Source organism: Burkholderia sp. lig30, assembly GCF_000687455.2.
Classification (GTDB): Bacteria; Pseudomonadota; Gammaproteobacteria; order Burkholderiales; family Burkholderiaceae; genus Burkholderia.
The window spans coordinates 37,835-54,722 of record NZ_JGVW01000069.1; the positions used below are offsets into that span (position 1 = coordinate 37,835).

11 protein-coding genes are annotated in these 16,888 nt (G+C 69.2%); 5 read left to right on the forward strand and 6 right to left on the reverse strand.

The genetic code is table 11. The annotated features are described in order from the left end of the window. The first annotated feature begins 8 nt into the window (after positions 1–8). From LIG30_RS10165 to ptsP, 3 genes are all read left to right on the forward strand, one after another. A complete protein-coding gene (locus LIG30_RS10165) occupies positions 9–3,173 on the forward strand; it encodes an error-prone DNA polymerase (protein WP_038711805.1) in 3,165 nt (1,054 codons plus the stop codon). A 190-nt stretch (positions 3,174–3,363) separates the two neighbouring features. After that, a complete protein-coding gene (gene nagA / locus LIG30_RS10170) occupies positions 3,364–4,467 on the forward strand; it encodes an N-acetylglucosamine-6-phosphate deacetylase (RefSeq protein WP_038711807.1) in 1,104 nt (367 codons plus the stop codon). A 45-nt stretch (positions 4,468–4,512) separates the two neighbouring features. Next, entirely contained in the window at positions 4,513–7,101 is a 2,589-nt protein-coding gene (ptsP, locus tag LIG30_RS10175; protein WP_038711808.1) for a phosphoenolpyruvate--protein phosphotransferase, read from the forward strand. Between the two features lie 110 nt (positions 7,102–7,211). Here the strand turns inward: ptsP and LIG30_RS10180 are convergent, their stop codons facing one another. The 6 genes from LIG30_RS10180 to rpoH form a co-directional block, all read right to left on the reverse strand. Next, positions 7,212–7,406, reverse strand: coding sequence for a hypothetical protein (locus tag LIG30_RS10180; protein WP_038711810.1), 195 nt, complete (start codon positions 7,404–7,406; stop codon positions 7,212–7,214). 10 nt (positions 7,407–7,416) lie between these two features. Further along, positions 7,417–8,550: a cytochrome d ubiquinol oxidase subunit II gene (gene cydB, locus LIG30_RS10185; RefSeq protein ID WP_038711811.1), complete on the reverse strand. Its 1,134-nt coding sequence runs from the start codon at positions 8,548–8,550 to the stop codon at positions 7,417–7,419. Between the two features lie 18 nt (positions 8,551–8,568). Continuing rightward, the gene (locus LIG30_RS10190) at positions 8,569–10,158 is read right to left on the reverse strand and encodes a cytochrome ubiquinol oxidase subunit I (protein ID WP_038711812.1); all 1,590 of its coding nucleotides are present in this window, start codon (positions 10,156–10,158) and stop codon (positions 8,569–8,571) included. A 492-nt stretch (positions 10,159–10,650) separates the two neighbouring features. After that, positions 10,651–12,450 carry a thiol reductant ABC exporter subunit CydC gene (gene cydC / locus LIG30_RS10195; RefSeq protein WP_235510275.1) on the reverse strand — a complete coding sequence of 600 codons (1,800 nt, stop codon included), beginning with the start codon at positions 12,448–12,450 and terminating at the stop codon, positions 10,651–10,653. A 7-nt stretch (positions 12,451–12,457) separates the two neighbouring features. After that, positions 12,458–14,242 (reverse strand): thiol reductant ABC exporter subunit CydD, encoded by a 1,785-nt coding sequence (gene cydD, locus LIG30_RS10200; protein ID WP_051994953.1) that lies wholly within the window; start codon positions 14,240–14,242, stop codon positions 12,458–12,460. A 245-nt stretch (positions 14,243–14,487) separates the two neighbouring features. After that, a complete protein-coding gene (gene rpoH / locus LIG30_RS10205; RefSeq protein ID WP_038711815.1) occupies positions 14,488–15,423 on the reverse strand; it encodes an RNA polymerase sigma factor RpoH in 936 nt (311 codons plus the stop codon). Positions 15,424–15,782: 359 nt separating this feature from the next. Between rpoH and LIG30_RS10210 the strand changes: the two genes are divergently transcribed. Together LIG30_RS10210 and LIG30_RS10215 are read left to right on the forward strand one after the other, a co-directional pair. Then, the gene (locus tag LIG30_RS10210) at positions 15,783–16,349 is read left to right on the forward strand and encodes an acyloxyacyl hydrolase (RefSeq protein WP_038711817.1); all 567 of its coding nucleotides are present in this window, start codon (positions 15,783–15,785) and stop codon (positions 16,347–16,349) included. Between the two features lie 45 nt (positions 16,350–16,394). Further along, a complete protein-coding gene (locus LIG30_RS10215) occupies positions 16,395–16,778 on the forward strand; it encodes a nuclear transport factor 2 family protein (RefSeq protein ID WP_038711818.1) in 384 nt (127 codons plus the stop codon). Positions 16,779–16,888: the final 110 nt, after the last annotated feature.

The following is a 16,888-nucleotide window of genomic DNA, read 5'->3' on the forward strand; positions in this document are numbered from 1 at the left end:
GAAACGCGATGAAGCCCGGTGCCAGGCCGCTGCCGGCGTATGCCGAGCTGTTCTGCCGGTCCAGTTTCTCGTTCCTGCACGGCGCGTCGTCGGCCGACGAGCTGGTCGCGCGCGCGTCGGCGCTCGGCTACAGCGGCATCGCGATCACCGACGAATGCTCGCTTGCCGGCGCGGTGCGCATGCACGTCGCCGCGACGGCGGCCGGGCTGCCGCTCGTGATCGGCGCCTCGTTCCAGGTCACGCCCGACGACGGCGCGCCGCCGTTCGGGCTCGTCCTGCTCGCGTGCAACGACGACGGCTACGGCAACCTGTCCGAACTGATCTCGTGGCTGCGCATGCGCGCGCCGAAGGGGACCTACCGGCTCGCGCCGGCGGAGCTGGCCGAGCCCGGCGAGCCGTATGCGCATCTGCGCGGCATGCCCGGCTGCTTCGCGATCCTGGTGCCGGCCTATCCGGCGCAGGCCGCGACGCTCGACGTGCAGCTCGCGTGGATGCGCGCGACGTTCGGCGAGCGCGCCCGCATCGGGCTCGTGCTGCATCGGCGCTCGCTGGACGAGGCGCACCGCATCGACGTCGAGGCGGCGGCGCTGCATTACGCGGTGCCCGTCGTCGCGCTGGGCGACGTGACGATGCACGTGCGCTCGCGCAAGCCGCTGCAGGACACGATGACAGCGATACGGACCGGCACGCCGCTTGCCGAGTGCGGCTATGCGCTCGCGCCGAACGCGGAGCAGCACCTGCGCTCGCGCGTGCGGCTGTCGAACCTGTACCCGCACGACGCGCTCGCCGAAACGTGCCGGATCCTCGCGCAATGCACGTTCTCGCTCGCTTCGCTCGAATACCGCTACCACTATCCCGATGAGATCGTGCCGGCCGGCCATACGGCCGCCAGCTATCTGAAGCAGGAAACCCGGGCGGGCGCGCAGCGACGCTATCCGCACGGCGTGCCGGACAGCGTGCGCAAGCAGATCGACCACGAGCTCGCGCTGATCGCCGAGCTGAATTACGAGCCGTACTTCCTGACCGTCTACGACATCGTGCGCTTCGCGCGCAGCCGCAACATCCTGTGCCAGGGGCGCGGCTCCGCGGCGAATTCGGCGGTCTGCTACTGCCTCGGCGTCACCGAGGTGAACCCGGAGCAGAGCACGCTGCTGTTCGAGCGCTTCATCAGCAGGGAGCGCGGCGAGCCGCCCGACATCGACGTCGATTTCGAGCATCAGCGGCGCGAGGAGGTGATCCAGTATCTCTATGAGAAATACGGGCACGACCGCGCGGCGCTGGCCGCGGCCGTGTCGACCTATCGTCCGCGCGGCGCGCTGCGCGAGACCGGCAAGGCGCTCGGCGTCGATCCGATGATCATCGAGCGGGTCGCGAAGGAGCATCAGTGGTTCGACGGCCGCGGCGACCTGCTGGCCCGCTTTGCCGCCACCGGCCTCGATCCCGGCGCGCCGCTGATCCGCGCGTGGGCGTCGCTCGCGACCAAACTCCTGAATTTCCCGCGCCATCTGTCGCAGCATTCGGGCGGCTTCGTGATCAGCCGCGGCAAGCTGACCCGGCTCGTGCCGGTCGAGAACGCGGCGATGGCGGGGCGGCGCGTGATCCAGTGGGACAAGGACGATCTCGAGGCGCTCGGCATGATGAAGGTCGACGTGCTCGCGCTCGGGATGCTGTCGGCGCTGCATCGCGCGTTCGATTTCGTCGCCGCGCATCGCGGCGAGCCGTTCGGCATGACGGACATCCCGCAAGGCGACAAGGCGACCTACGAGATGATCTCGCGCGCGGACACGGTCGGCGTGTTCCAGATCGAATCGCGCGCGCAGATGTCGATGCTGCCGAGGCTTCGGCCGCGTAATTACTACGACCTCGTGATCCAGGTGGCGATCGTGCGGCCCGGCCCGATCCAGGGCGGCGCGGTGCATCCGTACCTGCGGCGGCGGCAGAAGCTCGAACCCGTCAGTTATCCGAAGGACGAGCTGAGGGCTGCGCTCGAGCGCACCGAGGGCGTGCCGATCTTCCAGGAGCAGGTGATGCAGATCGCGATGATCGCCGCCGGCTTCAGCGCCGGCGAGGCCGACCAGTTGCGGCGCGCGATGGCGGCATGGAAGCGCAAGGGCGATCTCGGCCAGTATCGCGCCCGGATCGTCGAGGGGATGCGCGAGCGCCAGTATCCGGCCGAATTTGCCGAGCAGATCTTCGAGCAGATCAAGGGCTTCGGCGAATACGGCTTTCCCGAGAGCCATGCGGCGAGCTTCGCGCACCTCGTCTATGCGAGCAGCTGGCTCAAGTGCCACTACCCGGCGATGTTCGTCGCCGCGCTGCTCAACAGCCAGCCGATGGGCTTCTATCCGCCGGCGCAACTCGTGCAGGACGCGCGGCGGCATGGCGTGACCGTGCTGCCGGTCGACGTGACGGCGAGCGGCTGGGACGCGTCGCTGCAGGCGCAGCCCGGGCAGGCGTCCGGCCAGCCGGCCGTGCGGCTCGGCCTGTCGCTCGTGAGCGGGACGGGCGAGGCCGCCGCGCGGCGCATCGAGGCCGCGCGGGCGCGGCGGCCGTTCGCGAGCGTCGACGATCTCGCGCGCCGCGCGCAGCTCGAACGCCGCGATCTCGAGGCGCTCGCCGCCGCCAACGCGCTCGCGCCGCTCGCCGGCAACCGCCGCGACGCGCTGTGGCAGGCCGTCGTCGCGGCGCCCGGGCGCGGGCTGCTCGCCGACGCACCGATCGAGGACGCGGTGCGGCCGGAGCTGGGCGTGCCCACCGAGGCCGACGACATCGTCGACGATTACCGGGCCACCGGCCTGACGCTGAACCGCCATCCGCTCGCGCTGCTGCGGCCCGCGCTCGACGCGCGCCGGCTGCGCACCGCGCAGGCACTCGGCCGCTGCCGCAACGGGCAGCTCGCGCGCGGCTGCGGCCTCGTCACCGCGCGCCAGCGGCCCGGCACGGCCAAGGGCGTGCTGTTCGTCACGCTGGAGGACGAGACCGGCTGCGTCAACGTGATCGTCTGGCCCAAGGTGCTCGAGGCGCAACGCCGCGAGGCGCTGCATGCGTCGTTGCTGGCCGTCTACGGGGTCTGGCAGTGCGAGGGCGAGGTGCGGCACCTGATCGCGCACCAGCTCGTCGACCTGACGCCGCTGCTGAACGGCCTGCGCTACAGCAGCCGCAATTTCCATTGAAGCATCCGTTCGCTGCCGGTTGGTATCATGGTGCCGATGCGACGGCCCCGCCGCCGGCGCCCCGACGGTGCCGTCATCCCCTCCGATCGCGCATCGCAAGCGGCGGCGGGCCGGTGCCCGATGCGACGCGCGTCGGGCGGCAGGCATCGCGACGCGGCCTCATGCGTCGCCGGACCATCGAGAGAACGTCATGCTGACCGGAAACATACTCACGCCCGAAGGCTGGATTCACGGCTCGCTCGAAGTCGGGAACGGCCGCATCGGCACGCTCGCGGGCGCCCCGGTCGATCCCGCGAGCAACGACGCGCCGTACATCCTGCCCGGCTTCATCGACCTGCACGTGCACGGCGGCGGCGGCGCCGACGTGATGGAGGGCGGCGACGCGCTCGGCACGATCGCCCGCACCCACGCGCAGTACGGCACGACGAGCCTGCTCGCGACCACGATGACCGCGCCGCGCGACGAGCTGATGGCTGTCGTCGCGCACCTCGGCGAGCAGGCGCGCAGCCGCACGCCGGGCGGCGCACGCGTGCTCGGCGTGCATCTCGAAGGGCCGTACATCAATCCGGGCAAGCTCGGCGCGCAGCCGGACGCGGCGGTGTCGGCGGTGCTCGACGAGGTGCTGACGTACCTGGCGCTCGCGCCGGTCCGCGTCGTCACGCTCGCACCGGAAATCGCCGGCCATATCGAGATCATCGCGGAGATGGCCGCGCGCGGCGTGCGCGTGCAGCTCGGCCACTCGCTCGCGACCTATGACGACGCGGTCGCCGCGCTCCGGCACGGCGCGTGCGGCTTCACGCACCTGTTCAATGCGATGTCGCCGCTGCATCACCGCAATCCCGGTCTCGTCGGCGCGGCGCTCGCGCACGCCGACTATGCGGAGATCATTCCCGATCTGCTGCACGTGCATCCGGGCGCGATCCGCGCGGCGCTGCGCGCGATCCCGCATCTTTACGTGGTGACCGACAGCACGTCGGCGACCGGCATGCCCGACGGCGAATACCGCCTCGGCAGCCAGCACGTGACGAAGTGCCTGGGCGGCGTGCGTCTCGCCGACGGCACGCTCGCGGGCAGCACGCTGACGATGGAGCAGGCGCTGCGCAACCTGGTGTCGCTCGGCCTGCCGATCGCCGACGTGTCGAATCGCATGTCGCGCTTTGCCGCGGATTACCTCGGCATCGCCGATCGCGGCCGCATCGCGCGCGACGCGTGGGCCGATCTCGTCGTGTTCGACCGCGACCTGAACCTCGTCGCAACCTACGTCGAAGGGGAGCCGGTTCACGAACGGGCGTAACGAGGCGGCCGGGTCCACGCCGGACGCCGTCATCGAAACGTATTGATGCGGCGAGCGTGCCGCGCCGGGGAGGCCCCGTTGAAGACCCCCACCCACGATCCGATCGTCCTGCTCGCGCCGTTGACCGGGCAGATCGTTCCGCTGGCCGACGTGCCCGACCCGGTGTTCTCCGGCGGGCTGTTCGGCGACGGCATCGGTATCGACCCGACGCAAGGCAGGCTCGTCGCGCCGTGCGACGGCGTCGTGTCGCACCTCGCGCCGGCCGGTCACGCGGTCACCCTCACGACGCCGCAGGGCGTCGACATCCTGCTGCACATCGGCATCGACACCGCCGTGCTGAACGGCCACGGCTTCACCACGCGCATCGAGGCAGGTGCGCGCGTGAAGGCGGGCGACCTGCTGATCGAATTCGATCGGGACGAAGTGGCGCGCGCCGCGCCCAGCCTCGTCTCGGTGATCGCGATCGCGAATTCGGACGCGTTTCCGATCGTCGAGCGCGCGACGGGCGGCGTCGCGACGGCGGGCGTGACGCCGCTGCTGACGCTGCGCGGCACGGCGGGGGCCGCGCGTGCGGCGGCGGCCACCACCGCGCTGCACGAGGTACGCCGTTCGATCGTGGTGACGCAGCCGGGCGGCCTGCATGCACGGCCCGCCGCGCGGGCGCGCGACGCGGCGCGCGGGCTCGACGCGCGCGTCGACGTGCATTTCGGCGGCCGCGCGGCGTCCGTCGAAAGTGTCGTCGGGCTGCTGGCGCTCGGGGCGGGCGAGCGCGCAACGGTCGAGCTCGTCGGCTGCGGCGCGCAGGCGGAGCAGGCGGTCGACGCGGTCGCGCGCGAGCTGCTGCGCGAAGCGCCCGGCCACACCGACGAAACGCCGGCGCGCGCGATCTCGCCCGCGCCGCAACCGGCGCCGTGCGGCGATGGCGCGCCGCCCGATCCGAATACGCTGGCCGGCGTGTGCGCCGCGCCCGGCATCGCGGTCGGCACGCTGGCGCACTGGGGCGATGCGGACATCGCGCCGCCCGAGGCGGCGAGCGGCACGCCCGCCGCCGAAAGCCGGATGCTCGACAAGGCGCTTGCGGCCGTCGATGCCGAACTGGAAGACACCGTGCGCACCGCGTCGCAGCGCGGCTCGGTGTGCGAGGCGGGGATTTTCGCGGTGCATCGCGTGCTGCTCGAGGATCCGACGCTGATCGACGCGGCGCGCGACCTGATCAGCCTCGGCAAGAGCGCGGGCTTTGCGTGGCGCGCGACGATCCGCGCGCAGATCGACGTGCTCGCGCGTGTCGACGACACGCTGCTCGCCGAACGCGCGGCCGATCTGCGCGACATCGAGAAACGCGTGCTGCGTGCGCTCGGCTGCGCGTCCGGCGCGGCGCGCGCGTTGCCCGACGACGCGGTGCTGGCCGCGGAGGCGTTCACGCCGTCCGATCTGTCGTCGCTCGACCGCGGGCGCGTCGCGGCGCTCGTGATGGCGCGCGGCGGCGCGACGTCGCATGCGGCGATCATCGCCCGCCAGCTCGGCATCCCCGCGCTCGTCGCGGTCGGCGACGCGCTGTACGCGATTCCGGACGGCACGCAGGTGGTCGTCGACGCGACGGCGGGCCGGCTCGAGCCGGCGCCGTCCGCGCGCGACGTCGAGCGCGCGCGTGTCGAGCGGCAGCGCGTGGCCGGGATGCGCGAAGCGGATTGCGGCAGCGCACGCGAAGCGGCAGTGACGACAGACGGGCGCACGATCGAAGTCGCCGCAAACATCGCGACGCTCGACGACGCGAACGCGGCGCTCGAGCATGGCGCGGACGCCGTCGGCCTGCTGCGCACCGAGCTGATGTTCATGCGCCGCGCGGTGGCGCCGACGGCGGACGAGCAGCGGCAGGGCTATCAAGCCGTCGTCGACGCGCTGCGGGGCCGCACCGCGATCATCCGCACGCTCGACGTCGGCGCGGACAAGCGCGTCGAATTCCTGACGCTGCCGCCCGAGCCGAACCCGGCCCTGGGGCTGCGCGGCATCCGTCTCGCGCAGCTGCGTCCCGACCTGCTCGACGAGCAGTTGCGCGGGTTGCTCGCCGTGAAGCCGTTCGGCGCGGTGCGGGTCCTGCTGCCGATGGTGACCGACGCGGGCGAACTGGTGCGCGTGCGCCGGCGCATCGACGCCATCGCACGGCAGATGGGGCGCGACGCGCCGGTCGAGGTCGGTGCGATGATCGAGGTGCCGTCGGCGGCGCTGCTCGCCGACCAGCTCGCGCAACATGCGGATTTCCTGTCGATCGGCACCAACGACCTGACCCAGTACACGCTCGCGATGGACCGCGGTCATGCCGATCTCGCCGCGCAGGCCGACGGGCTGCATCCGGCGGTGCTGCGCCTCGTCGAGATGGCCGTGCGCGGCGCGCACCGGCACGGCAAATGGATCGGCGTGTGCGGCGCGCTCGGCGGCGATCCGCTCGCGGTGCCGATCCTCGTCGGCCTCGGCGTGACGGAGCTGTCGGTCGACCCCGTATCGGTGCCGGGCATCAAGGCGCGCGTGCGCCGTCTCGATTACGCGCAGTGCCGCCAGCGCGCGCCGGACCTGCTCGCGCTCGATTCGGCGCAGGCGGTGAGGGCGGCGAGCCGCGCGCTCTGGCCGCTCGACTGACGGGCGCCGGGCCGGCGCACGCACCTCGGCCGCATCGCGACAGGCCTCCGCCAAAACGACAAACGGCACCCTGAGGTGCCGTTTGCGTCATCGTGCCAAAGCGCTGCGGCTTAACTGCCGTTCGCCTTGCGCTCCTTCTGCTGGGTGTCGTAGAGCACCCCGCCCGCCGCCGCGAACAGCACGATCATGATCGTGCCGACGAGCCACGAGAAGTACCACGCGCCATAGGCGCCGAGCACCACGCCGATCACGACCGCAATCACGACCAGCGCAGCGAGGATGAGAAAGTGGAACAGGGTTTTCATCGTAAATGCCTCAATATGCGTGCGGATCGGATTCGATGCGTTCAGCCTTGACCTTGCCGCGCATCACGCGGAATGCCCAGCTCGTATAGGCGAGGATGATCGGCACGAACACCGCGGCCCAGCCGGTCATCCACAGGAGCGTCAGGCGGCTCGAGATGGAGTTCCAGATGGTGAGGCTCTGGTCCGGCGTGCTCGACGACGGCATCATGAACGGGAACAGCGCGGTGCCGGCCGTGCCGATCACGCCGATCCATGCGATCGCGCCGAGCCACCATGCGCACGTCGAACGGCCTGCGCGCAGCGACAGCAGCCCGAAGATCATCCCGATATAGCCGAGAGCGGGCACGATCCACAGGATCGAGTGGAGGCGGAAGTTGTCGAGCCATGCGCCCGATACGCGCTCGACGCTTTGCTGCAGCGGCGTTTGCGCGAGGCCCGGGGCGACCGAGTGCACCAGGCGGAAGCCGTCCATCTGCGACACCCACACGCCGCACACCGAGAACACCACGACCGCGATCACGATCGCGACCGTCGCGACGCGCTGCGCACGTTCCTGGATCGCGCCTTCGGTACGGCCGTAGAGCATCGTCGCGCCCATGTACAGCGACAGCGACAGCGACAGCACGCCGCACAGCACCGCGAACGGGTTGAGCAGCGAAATGAAGCTGCCGGTGTAGTACGACGTGAGATCCCAGTTGAAGTGGAACGGCACGCCGACGAACATGTTGCCCATGCCCGCGCCGTAGACGATCATCGGCACGGCGCCGCTCACGACCAGCACCCAGTCCCAGACGTTGCGCCATGCGGGCGAGTTGAGCTTGCTGCGGTACTCGAAGCCGAGCGGGCGCATGATCATCGTCCAGAGCAGCAGCAGCATCACGACGTACAGCCCGGAGAACGCGGTCGCATAGATCAGCGGGAACGCCGCGAAGATCGCGCCGCCGCCGAGGATGAACCACACCTGGTTGCCGTCCCAGTGCGGCGCGATCGTGTTGATCGCGACGCGCCGCTCGACGTCGGTGCGGCCGACGAAGCGCAGCTGCGCGCCGACGCCCATGTCCATGCCGACCATCGTTGCAAGCCCGATCAGCAGCACGCCGAGCAGCAGCCACCAGAGCACTTTCAGGAAGAGATAGAGTTCCATGGTTTTATTCCTTGCCGATCATCGCGTCGATTCGGCGGCGAGCGCCGGGTTGAGGGAGCCAGGCGTCAGGCCGGCGTCGACGTGGTCTTCGTCCGGACCCTTGCGGATCGCTCTGACCATCAGGTACATCTCGACAATGATGAAGATCGTGTAGAGCAGCACGAAGCCGACGAGCGAGAACACCATGTAGCCGACAGTGTGGCTCGATGCGGACATCCAGGTCGGCAGCAGGCCGAACACCGTCCACGGCTGGCGGCCGATTTCAGCCGTGAGCCAGCCCATCTCGCATGCGAGGAACGGGACCGGGATCATCCACGGCGCGAGCTTCAGGAACCACTGCTGACGGTGGACGTCGCCGCGCAGCGACAGGATCACCGCGATCACGAAGTACGCGAGCATCAGCAGGCCGCATGCGACCATCGCGCGGAACACCCAGAACATCAGGAAGACGTTCGGCACGGTGTCCTGCGACGCCTTGACGATGTTCTCCGGGGTCGCGTTGGACACGTCCTGGCCTTCCGCATAGCGCTTCACGAGGAAGCCGTAGCCGAGGTCGGCCTTATGTGCGTTGAACTGCGCGAGCGCCGTGGCATCGGTCGGGTTGCCGCTCAGCGTCTTGAGCGCCTGGACGGCCGGGATCCCGTTCTTGATCCGCTGCACGGCTTCCGCTTCGATCTGCTCGACGCCCGCCACCGGCGTGTCCAGCGTGTGGGTCATCAGCGGCGTCAGCACGTACGGAATCTGCAGCGCCCACGTGTTGGTGCGGGCTGCGTTGTCCGGCCATGCGGCGAGGTTGAACGCGGCCGGCGTCGGCTCGGTCTTCCACATCGCTTCCATCGACGCGAGCTTCGACGGCTGCGCCTGCGCATCGACGAAGCCCAGCGCGTCGCCGAGCGTCAGCACGCCGGCGACCGACAGCACGCCGAAGATGCTCGCCATCTGGAACGAACGCTTCGCGAGCTCGACGTGGCGCTTGCGTGCCATGTAGTACGCGCTGACGGCGGTGACGAAGATCGCCGCGGTCACGTAGCCGGCGATGCTGGTGTGGACGAACTTCGTCTGCGCGTCGCTGCTGAAGATGAGCGCGCCGAAGTTGGTCAGTTCCATGCGCATCGTGACCGGGTTGAACGTCGCGCCGACCGGGTGCTGCATGAAGCCGTTCGCGACGAGAATCCACAGCGCCGAGAAGTTCGAGCCGAACGCCACCAGGTAGGTGACGATCAGGTGCTTGCCCTTCGACAGCTGCTTCCAGCCGAACACCATGAGGCCGATGAAGGTCGACTCCATGAAGAAGGCCATCAGGCCTTCGATTGCGAGCGGTGCGCCGAAGATGTCGCCGACGAAACCGGAATAGAACGACCAGTTCGTGCCGAACTCGAACTCCATCGTGAGCCCGGTCGCGACGCCGAGCGCGAAGTTGATGAGGAACAGCTTGCCCCAGAATTCCGTCATCTGCCGGTAGATCTGCTTACCGGTGATCACGTAGACGGTCTCCATCGCCGCGAGCATGAACGACATGCCCAGCGTCAACGGGACGAAAAGGAAGTGGTAAAGCGCGGTGGCGGCAAACTGAATCCGCGACAGCTCAACCACGGTATTGTTGATCATTTGACACTCCAGTCAAGACGATTTGAATCGGTTGCAGGATCGAGCCCGCACAGGCATCCGTCTGGTGTCCGCAGCCGATACTGCGGACACGGCACACGTTAGCGTGGGCTATTCCCCTATAGCCGGCGCGTACAGAGCGATGGTATGGATTTCCATGCGCAGCATATTTGTCTCAAATCAAAACTGCAATTTCATACGGGGGGGCGCATTGTCGCAGGCAGCAAGGCATTCGCCGATCAGCGCACGGCTTGAAGCGGGTTCTCGCTATCTCGTAAATAAGCGTGAAGCGCGTGGCGGGACGGCCCGGACGCGTATCGGGAGATGACTGGAGGCGCGCGCGGCGAGGGCTTGCCGAGCGGCGCGACAAATGCGCGCGCCCGTCGGCATGGTGCGGGTACGAAAGGGGCGTGTGCGGCGGTATCGCAGCCGCGCGCAGGTGCGGGCGCCGGCTGTCCCGGCGCCGCCGTCATGCGGCGCGACGGGACGCGCGTGTCAGGCCGGCACCGAACCGTGATGGCTCAGCAGTGTGCGGAACGGGCCGTTCGCCGCCTGCAGTGCGGGTGCGGGCCCTTGCTGCGCGATGTGTCCGTCGTCGAGCACGATTACCTCGTCGACGAGCTCGGCGAGCGCCGACAGCCGGTGCGTGACGAGCAGCACGCTGCGCCCGCGCATCAGCTCCATGATCGTGCGCAGCAGTGCCGCTTCGGTGACCGTGTCGAGCCCTTCCGTCGGCTCGTCGAGGATCAGGACCGGCGCGTCGAGCAGCAGGCCGCGCGCGATCGCGAGACGCCGCGCCTGGCCGCCGGACAGGCGCGTGCCGGCCTCGCCGATTTCGGTGTCGTAGCCCTGCGGCAGGCTCATGATGAAATCGTGCAGCTGCGCGGTGCGGCATGCCGCGACGAGCGCGTCGGCGCCGGCATCGGGCCGGGCCAGCAGCAGGTTCTCGCGGATCGTCGCGTTGAAGAGATACGTGTCCTGCGCGACCACCGCGATGCGCGCGCGCAGCTCGGTCGGCGACGCGTCGCGCAGCTCGACGCCGCCGAGCGTGATGCTGCCTTTCTCGTAGTCCCAGAAGCGCAGCAGCAGGTTCGCGATGCTGCTCTTGCCCGCGCCGCTTTCGCCGACGATTGCGATCCGGCGCCCCGCCGGCAACTCGAACGACACGTCGTCGAGTGCCGCGCGGCTCGCGCCCGGATAGCGCATGCCGACGTGGCTGAAGCGAAGGTCGTTGCCGGCCGTGAGCGGCGTCGCGACCTCCGGGTCGTGCACCGCGGGCGCCGAATCTGCGAGCGCGAAGATCCGCCGCGCGGCGGCGAGGCTCTCGCCGAGCATCTGCGTCGCGAGCGGCAGCGGCATCACGGCCTCGAAGCTCGCGAGCGTGAACAGCGCGAGCATCGCGAGATCCGCGGCGGGCAGCGTGCCGCCGCTCACGCGCGGAATCGAGATCAGTAGCACGCCCCACATCGCGAGCGACGCGCATGTGCCGAGTGCGGCCTGCGACAGCGCCTTCACGTCGTTCAGCCGGACCTGCGTGTCGATCAGCGTGCCGGACAGCCGCTCGACGCGCTGCACATGGCGTTCCGTCGCACCGTACACGCGCAGCTCGGCGAGCCCCTGCAGGTCGTCGACGACGGCATCCTGCAGCTGCGCGCGCTGCGCGACGCCCGCCGCGGCCGGCCCGCGCGTGCGCCGGAACACGAGCGCCGGCAGCACGACACCCGCGAGCGCGAGGAAGAACAGGGTGACGAGCGCGCCCGCGACACTGAACGCGGCCATCGTCGCGACGATCAGCAGCGTGCCGAGCGCGCCTGTCGCCATCGGCACGATCACGCGCAGATAGACGTGGTTCAGGCTTTCGATGTCGGCATGGATGCGCGCGAGCAGATCGGCGCCGCGCGTGTGCTGCAGACAGGCGGGCGCGAGTGGCTCGATGCGCGTGTAGAACCACACACGCAGCTTCGCGAGGAGGCGGAAGGTGGCCTCGTGCGTGACGAGCCGCTCGATGTAGCGGCCGCCCGTGCGCACGATCGCGCAGCCGCGGATCATCGCGGCCGGCGTGAAGTAGTCGATCGCGACGTGGTTGATGCCGGCGAGCGCCATCGACGTGATGAACCAGCCGGCGATCGCCATCAGCGCGACGTTGCCGATCAGCGTGACGAGCGACACCGCGATGCCGGCTGCCATCCATTTCCAGTACGGCCGGAACAGGGCCACGAGTCGCGCGAAATCTGCGCGGGCGTCGTCCGCGTGTGCGGCCTGCGGGGGCGCGGCCATCGGATTGGGGGACGTCATCTGGGTCTCACTCGTTCACGGTTTGCGGCGCGGCGTTCGCGGCATTCTCGGGCGGCGAGCCGATCAGGTCGCAGTACAGCCCGGCCTGCGCGCCGAGCGCGTCGTGCGTGCCGCTTTGCGCGACCTTGCCGCCGTCGAGCACGACGACGTGGTCGGCGAGTCGCGCCGTGCTCGGGCGATGCGCGACGAGCAGCACCGTGCGGCCGCGCGCGAGCCGGCGCAGCGTGTCGTGGATCTGCGTCTGGGTCAGCGCGTCGAGGTGGGCGGTGGGCTCGTCGAGCAGCAGCACCGGCGCGTCCTTGAGGAACGCGCGCGCGAGCGCGAGCCGCTGGATCTGCCCGCCCGACAGCCCGGCGCCGCGCTCGCCGAGCGGCGTGTCGTAGCCTTGCGGCAGGGCCATGATGAAGTCGTCGGCGCCAGCCTGCGCGGCGGCGGCGCGTACCGCTTCCAGCGAGGCGTCGGGGTTCGCGAGCCGCAGGTTGTCGAGGACGCTGCCGAGGAATACGTGCGCGCGCTGCGGCACCCAGGCAACGTGTTCGAGCCAGCTCGCCGGATCGATGTCGGCGAGCGGCTGCCCGTTGATGCGGATCGCGCCCTCCTGCTCGGCGACGAAGCCGAGCAGCAGGTTGAGCACCGTGCTCTTGCCCGCGCCGCTCGGCCCGACGAGCGCGGTGACGCGGCCGGGCTCGAGCGTGAAGCTCACGCGCTCGAGCGCGGGCTTGTCGGACTCGTACGCGAACGAGACCGCATCGAACGCGATCGCGTAGCGATCGGCGGCCGCAAGCGGCGGGCGGCCGGTGCGCGCATCCGGTTCCGGCAGGTCGAGCACCTCGGCGATGCGCTCGACGGCGCCGATCGCCTCCATCCGCGCGTGGTAGTGCGTGCCGAGCGTGCGCAGCGGCAGGTAGAACTCGGGCGCGAGCAGCAGCACGAGGAAGGCGGGCTGGAAATGGACCTTGCCGTACAGCAGGTTGAAGCCGATCAGCACGGCGACGATCGCGATGCTGACCGTCGACAGGAACTCGAGCACGACAGCCGACAGGAACGCGATGCGCAGCACCTGCATCGTGCTCTGGCGGTAGCTTTCCGACAGGCGCGCGACGATCTGCGCCTCACGGCGGCTCGCGTTGAAGAGCTTCAGCGTCGTGAGGCCCTGCAGCGTGTCGAGGAAGCGCGCGGAGAGCCGCGCGAGCTGCTGCCACTGGCGCTGGTTCATCTCGACCGAGCGCTTGCCGACGATGATCATGAAGACGGGGATGAGCGGCGCGGTGAGCGTCAGCACGAGCCCTGACACCCAGTCGATCGGAAACACGACGACGAGGACCGCGACGGGCAGCATGGCCGTCAGCGCGCGATTGGGCAGCCAGCGCGCGTAGTAGCCTTCGAGTGCGTCGATGCCGGCGACCGCGTGGGCCGCGAGCGCGCCCGTGGCCTGTCCCTTGGCCCATGCGGGGCCGAGCGCATGGATCTTGCGCACGAGCTGCGAACGCAGTTCGCCGCGGACATTCGCCGCGCCGCGAAACGCGAGCCGCTCGGAGACGAGCACGAGCGCGAAGCGCGCCGCGAACACGGGCAGCATCGCGGCGAGCGCGGGCCAGACGTCGCCGAGCGTCGCGTGGCCGACGACGACGGCGTTGACGGTCCATGCGAGCAGCGCGGACGCCGCGATCACCAGCATGCCGGCGGCGAGGCTGGCGGCGACCGCGACGCGCAGGCTCGCGCGCGCGGTGACGGCGCGGCGGGCGAGCCACGCGTCGAGGGTCTTGTTGAGATGCGAGGAGGGAGGCGTCATAGAAGGGCGCAAAGGGCGTGCCGCACGGCTGGCGACGCGGTACCGGCGTCAATGCCGGACAACGATTGTATCGTCGCGCGCCGCGTTTCGGATCGTGATGATTTGTCGCACGAGAGGCGTACGCTGCCGACCGGTGTGGGGACCGGTGTGGGGACCGGCGCGACCGGCCGGCAGGCAAGCGGGCGGCGCCGAAAAGAAAAAAGCCCGCTGCGAGGCAGCGGGCTGGCGACGATCGCGCGGGCGCGTTACGCGTATGCGGCGAGGGCGGTGCGCATCTTCTTCATTGCGCTCGCTTCGATCTGGCGGATGCGTTCGGCCGACACCCCGAATTCCGAAGCCAGATCGTGCAGCGTCGAGCCGCCCGAGCCGTCGTCGTCGACGTTCAGCCAGCGCGCCTCGATGATGCGGCGGCTGCGCGCGTCGAGCGCGTCGAGCGCCTGCGCGATGCCGTCCGTCTGCAGCGCGTCGCGCTGACGCGCGGCGAGCACGGCGGTCGGCTCGTTGTGCGAATCGGCCAGATAGGCGATCGGCGCATAGGATTCCTCGCCGTCCTCGACCTGCCCTTCGAGCGCGATGTCGCCGCCCGACAGCCGGGTTTCCATCTCGGCGACATCCTCGCGCTTGACGTTGAGCTCCTGCGCCAGGCCGTCGATCTCGTCGGGCGTCATCGCCTGCACGCCCTTCTTGTGGCTGCGCAGGTTGAAGAACAGCTTGCGCTGCGCCTTGGTTGTGGCAACCTTCACCATGCGCCAGTTGCGCAGGATGTATTCGTGGATCTCGGCCTTGATCCAGTGAATCGCGTACGACACGAGGCGCACGTTCTGCGCCGGGTCGAAGCGCTTCACCGCTTTCATCAGGCCGATGTTGCCCTCCTGGATCAGGTCGCCGTGCGGCAGGCCGTAACCCAGGTAGTTGCGGGCGATCGACACGACGAGCCGCAGGTGCGACAGCACCAGGCGGCGGGCCGAGCCGAGGTTGTTCTGCTCGCGGAATTCGGTCGCGTACCGGCGCTCTTCCTCGGGCGTCAGCAGCGGAATACGATTGACTGCCTGGATATAGGCGTCGATGTTGCCCAGCTGGCCCGGCAGCATCGAATGGGAAGCGAGCGCCAGCGAGCCTGCCGATTCGGCCAGAGCGGACGCCGGGCGCAGGGTGTTCGGGAGGGTCAATGCGTTGCTCACGTAAGAGAACTCCTTTGGAATCAGGGATGAACCCCGGTATCGGATGATTCCGCGGTCAATCTTAGCACTCCCGCAAATTGAGTGCTAATCCTTAGAGGGCGCGCGGGCTTTCGAGTTCCAGTTTTCTATCGAATTCTATATTCCGATAGCATTCTTGAGACTGCGACTTTTTCTCGCAGGTTCCTTAAGTGGTTGTTTTCAGCTGCGATTTGGCGAACGGCTTCGATTTTTGTAGATTTTGAAGTAAACCATTTCGATTCCTGATGCCGATAGGAAAAATTCTTTACCATAAGATGCTGGCCGCGCGAGCAGGCCAGCTCAGTGGCAGGCTCCATTCAACCCACGAAGCTGGAGTTCATATGAACAATAAGAATAGTCGGCGGGGTGGCCGATTGATGCTGCACGTGGCGCTCGCGGCGGCGTTGCTGGCGGGATCCGGCGCGGCATGCGCCGATCGTTGGGGGATCCAGGCGGGCGGCGGCTTCTCGGATCGTCGCGGGATCCACAAGGGCGACCTCGGCGTGGTGTGGGATCCGGACTGGACGTGGTGGGAGATCGGCGGCTGGCACTTCGCGTTCCTGGTCGAGGGCCACGTCGGCTACTGGAACACGAACGGCAACATCCATTCGAGCGTGTGGGAATTCGGCGCGACCCCGGTGATTCGCTTCGTCAGGAGCGCGGGCGCCGTCCGTCCGTTCGTCGAGGTCGGCGCGGGCCCGCGCCTGCTGACGCACCCGACGATCGGGTCGGATTACTCGATGTCGACGGCGTTCCAGGTCGCCTCCATGGCCGGCGTCGGCGCGCAGTTCGGGGATCGCCAGCAGTATCAGCTCGGCTACCGCTTTCAGCACGTGTCGAACGTGGGTATCAAAGAGCCGAATCCTGGTATAGATTTCCACCAGTTCTACGTGCAATACAACTTCTGATCCGCGCGTTCGCGCACGGCGTGCGGGTTGCCGAGGAGCAGGGCGATGGCGAAGGTGATCGATGCGATCCGCGCACTCGAGCGCGATCGGTTCCGCGCGATGGTGGACGGCGACGGCGAGGCGCTCGACGCGCTGCTGTCGGACAAGGTGTTCTACGTGCACACCAGCGGCAAACGGGAGACCAAGCAGCAGTTCATCGACTCGATCGCCTCCGGCCGCCGCCGTTATCGTCAGATCGAAATCCAGTCGCAGGACGTGCTGACCGTGGGCGACGACCTGTGCGTCATCGCCGGGCGCGCGTTGATCGAGATGGAAACCAACAACGGCGGCCTCGTGTTTCCGATCGCGTATACCGCCGTCCAGGCGCAGGAGCAGGGGCGCTGGCGGCTGCTCGCCTGGCAGGCGACGCGGTGCGCGACCGAGACCTGAGCGCGTGTGGCGCGCGTTGTCGTTCCCGATCCGAAGCGGCCTCGTGGGCCGCTTTTTCTTTGCCCGTGCGCGCGGATCGCGCGTCGCACGGGCGGTCTCGCACCGCTCGC

Excerpts from the sequence above, each read along its gene's own strand:
- cydB (WP_038711811.1), bottom strand. The coding sequence starts at position 8,550 with ATGGAACTCTATCTCTTCCTGAAAGTGCTCTGGTGGCTGCTGCTCGGC.
- cydD (WP_051994953.1), bottom strand. The coding sequence starts at position 14,242 with ATGACGCCTCCCTCCTCGCATCTCAACAAGACCCTCGACGCGTGGCTC.
- cydC (WP_235510275.1), bottom strand. The coding sequence starts at position 12,450 with ATGACGTCCCCCAATCCGATGGCCGCGCCCCCGCAGGCCGCACACGCG.
- LIG30_RS10190 (WP_038711812.1), bottom strand. The coding sequence starts at position 10,158 with ATGATCAACAATACCGTGGTTGAGCTGTCGCGGATTCAGTTTGCCGCC.
- nagA (WP_038711807.1), top strand. The coding sequence starts at position 3,364 with ATGCTGACCGGAAACATACTCACGCCCGAAGGCTGGATTCACGGCTCG.
- LIG30_RS10215 (WP_038711818.1), top strand. The coding sequence starts at position 16,395 with ATGGCGAAGGTGATCGATGCGATCCGCGCACTCGAGCGCGATCGGTTC.
- LIG30_RS10165 (WP_038711805.1), top strand. The coding sequence starts at position 9 with ATGAAGCCCGGTGCCAGGCCGCTGCCGGCGTATGCCGAGCTGTTCTGC.
- LIG30_RS10180 (WP_038711810.1), bottom strand. The coding sequence starts at position 7,406 with ATGAAAACCCTGTTCCACTTTCTCATCCTCGCTGCGCTGGTCGTGATT.
- ptsP (WP_038711808.1), top strand. The coding sequence starts at position 4,513 with ATGCGGCGAGCGTGCCGCGCCGGGGAGGCCCCGTTGAAGACCCCCACC.
- LIG30_RS10210 (WP_038711817.1), top strand. The coding sequence starts at position 15,783 with ATGAACAATAAGAATAGTCGGCGGGGTGGCCGATTGATGCTGCACGTG.